This window comes from Micrococcus sp. APC 4021 (genome assembly GCF_030407635.1).
In the GTDB taxonomy this organism is placed as follows: Bacteria; Actinomycetota; Actinomycetes; order Actinomycetales; family Micrococcaceae; genus Micrococcus; species Micrococcus luteus.
This window is the reverse complement of sequence record NZ_JASDCZ010000181.1, coordinates 1-2,778: the sequence shown is the minus strand read 5'-3', so window position 1 is coordinate 2,778 and position 2,778 is coordinate 1. Positions and strand designations below refer to the sequence as shown.

General features: G+C 76.0%; 3 protein-coding genes. 1 reads left to right on the top strand and 2 read right to left on the bottom strand.

The window, feature by feature from the left end; genetic code table 11:
- Positions 1-1,060 (top strand): type IV toxin-antitoxin system AbiEi family antitoxin domain-containing protein (locus tag QL983_RS10925; RefSeq protein ID WP_290152986.1); only part of this gene is annotated, 1,060 nt, incomplete at its 5' end.
- A 35-nt stretch (positions 1,061-1,095) separates the two neighbouring features.
- Here the strand turns inward: QL983_RS10925 and hpt are convergent.
- Complete coding sequence (gene hpt / locus QL983_RS10920; protein WP_002858265.1) at positions 1,096-1,647, bottom strand: hypoxanthine phosphoribosyltransferase; 552 nt, start codon at positions 1,645-1,647, stop codon at positions 1,096-1,098.
- A gap of 49 nt (positions 1,648-1,696) precedes the next feature.
- A partial coding sequence (gene tilS / locus QL983_RS10915; protein WP_290152983.1) for a tRNA lysidine(34) synthetase TilS occupies positions 1,697-2,778 on the bottom strand: 1,082 nt, incomplete at its 5' end.

The following is a 2,778-nucleotide window of genomic DNA, read 5'->3' as shown; positions in this document are numbered from 1 at the left end:
TCGCCCCACCCCGCTTCCCGCGTCCTTGCTGGACGGCCCCTTCACCGCCGCGCAGGCGAGGGCCGCCGGCATCGACCACAACCGGCTGCGTCGCTCCGACGTCGAACGCCTCGCCCGGGGCCTCTACCGCCGGCGTGAGGCCGCCCCGGCCGCCGTCGAGCGCCCCGCGGCCGGCTCCTCCCCCTACCGGTGGAGCACCCCGCTCTCGGCCACCCAACACGAGCTCCTGCTGCGACTCGCCCGGCACCGCGCCACCACGGTGGTGTCGCACCAGACCGCGGCCCGCGCCCGTGAGATCTGGCTGCCGGAGCGACTGGACGCGGGGGACGAGGTCCACGTGAGCCGCCCGCGGGACCGTGGCCGCCTCGCCCTCCCCGGCGTCACCTCCCACCGGACGGCGCTCCCGCCCGCGGACGTGGAGCGCGTGCGGATCGGCGGTCTGGCCTGGTACGTCACCGCCCCGCCCCGTCTCTGGGTCGACCTCGCGGCCCTGCTCGACGACGACGAGCTCGTCATCCTCGGCGACCATCTCGTCCGCCGGGCGGAACTGTCCGGCGGTCCCGACGCTGCCGAGCGGACCCGGGCGGCCCTGACCCAGGCGGCCGAGACCAGCCCGTCCGCGCACAACCGGCGACGACGGCTCCGCACCGCCGCCACGCTGGTCCGGGTGGGGGCGCACTCGCCGAAGGAGACGCGGCTCCGGCTCGCGCTGACGGCCGCCGGGCTCCCCGAGCCCGCACTGCAGCTCGAGGTCTGGGACCCGGAGTTCTCCCTGCACCACCCCGCGACGGCGGACCTGGGCTATCCGCAGGCGAGAGTGGCCCTGCACTACGACGGCGGCTACCACGGCGCGGATCGCCAGATCGACCGCGACGTGCAGCGCAACGCGGCCTTCGAGCGACGGGGCTACCGGAACATCACCGTGTCCTCCTCCGACGCTCGCCGCGGATTCACGCGCGTGATCGTGGAGGTGCGCCGTCACCTCGGGGACGCCGGCGGCCTGTCACGCAAGGAGTCGGAATGGGGCGGAGATCCGGCATCAGAGCGACACCACGCGTGACAGGTCGGCCACGCCGGGCCACGCCGGGCCCCCGGTCAGCTGTACACGTGCGGGGCGAGGGTGCCCACGAAGTCCAGGTTGCGGTACTTCTCCGCGTAGTCCAGGCCGTAGCCCACCACGAACTCGTTGGGGATGTCCCGCCCGACGTACTTCACGTCGATGTCCACCTTCATGGCCTCCGGCTTGCGCAGCAGGGTGCAGATCTCGACCGAGGCCGGGCCGCGGGACTCCAGGTTGGCCTTGAGCCAGGACAGGGTCAGGCCGGAGTCGATGATGTCCTCGACGATCAGGACGTGCCGGCCCGTGAGGTCCGCGTCGAGGTCCTTGAGGATGCGCACCACGCCGGAGGACTTGGTGCCGGAGCCGTAGGAGGAGACCGCCATGAAGTCCAGCTCCACGTGGGAGTGCAGGGCGCGGGTGAGGTCGGCGACCACCATCACGGCGCCCTTGAGCACGGCGACGATGAGCAGGTCCTTGTCCGCGTAGTCGCGGTCGATCTGGCGGGCCAGGTCCGTGATCGTGTCCTGCACGTCCTCGCGGGACATGAGGACGTGGGTGAGATCGTTCTGGACATCCTGTGCGTCCATGCGCCGCTCCTGGTGAGTGCTCGTGCGGGAATGCCGGGCCGGGCCGCAATCAGGGACCGGGCAGGCAGGGGATGAGGTCCAGTCTGGCACACGCCCGATGCGCGGCCACCCCGCCGGGCAGCTCCACCGGACCGGCCGACGTGCCCCCCGCGCGGGCGCCCGTCACGAGGGCGTCCACCGCGAGGATCCGTTCGCGGGGCGGGGCCTGCCCTCCCGCGGCGCGGGCGGCGCGCGCGATCACGCGGTGGCGCACGGCGGCGGGCAGCGCGGCCAGGGCGTCCAGGTCCAGGGAGACGACGCGCGGGTCCCCGGCGGGCGGGTCGACGCGCAGCCGGGTGACCTCGTCGCCGGCCCATACGTCGAGGGCCGCGGCGTCCTCGGCCGCGATGGCCGCGGTGCGCACCAGCCCGGCCCGCACGCCGGGGCCGAGGCCGGCGTCGGGGTCCTCGAGCGCGGGCAGCACACGGGTGCGGACCCGCGAGCGCAGCAGCGCGGGATCGCGGTTGTGCGGGTCCTCGAACCAGGTCAGCCCGGCCCAGCGGCAGATCGTCTCGGTGTCCGCGCGGGTCAGGCCCAGCAGCGGGCGGGCGACGGCGGCCCCGCCCGGCAGCGTCCCGCGCGCCGGGATCCCCGCGAGGGACCGCGTGCCGGACCCGCGGGCGAGCCCGAGGAGGACCTGTTCGGCCTGATCGTCGGCGGTGTGGGCGGTGAGGACGACGGCGGCGCCCCCCTGCCCCGCGTCCCGGGCGGCGGCGGCGAGGGCCTCCCGGCGGGCACGCCGGGCGTCGGCTTCGGGGCCGTCGCCGGTGCGGGCCACCTCGACCCGCGTGACGGTGACCGGGGCCAGACCGAGGATGCGGGCGACGTCGGCGGCGGCCGCCGCCACGGCGTTGCTGCCCGACTGCAGCCCGTGGTCCACCACGGCCGCGCCGATCGGGCCGAGCCGCGCACCCTCCCGGGTGCCCACGAGGACGGCGCAGGCCACGGCGAGCGCGAGGGAGTCGGCGCCGCCGGAGAGGGCGACGAGCCCGCGGGGGCGATTCCCCGCCCGGCCCGGCCCGGCATCCGCGCGACAGGACCCGTCGCCCGCCAGGGCCTCCCGCACCGCCGCGACGGCCCGGTGCAGGGGCT

Excerpts from the sequence above, each read along its gene's own strand:
- hpt (WP_002858265.1), bottom strand. The coding sequence starts at position 1,647 with ATGGACGCACAGGATGTCCAGAACGATCTCACCCACGTCCTCATGTCC.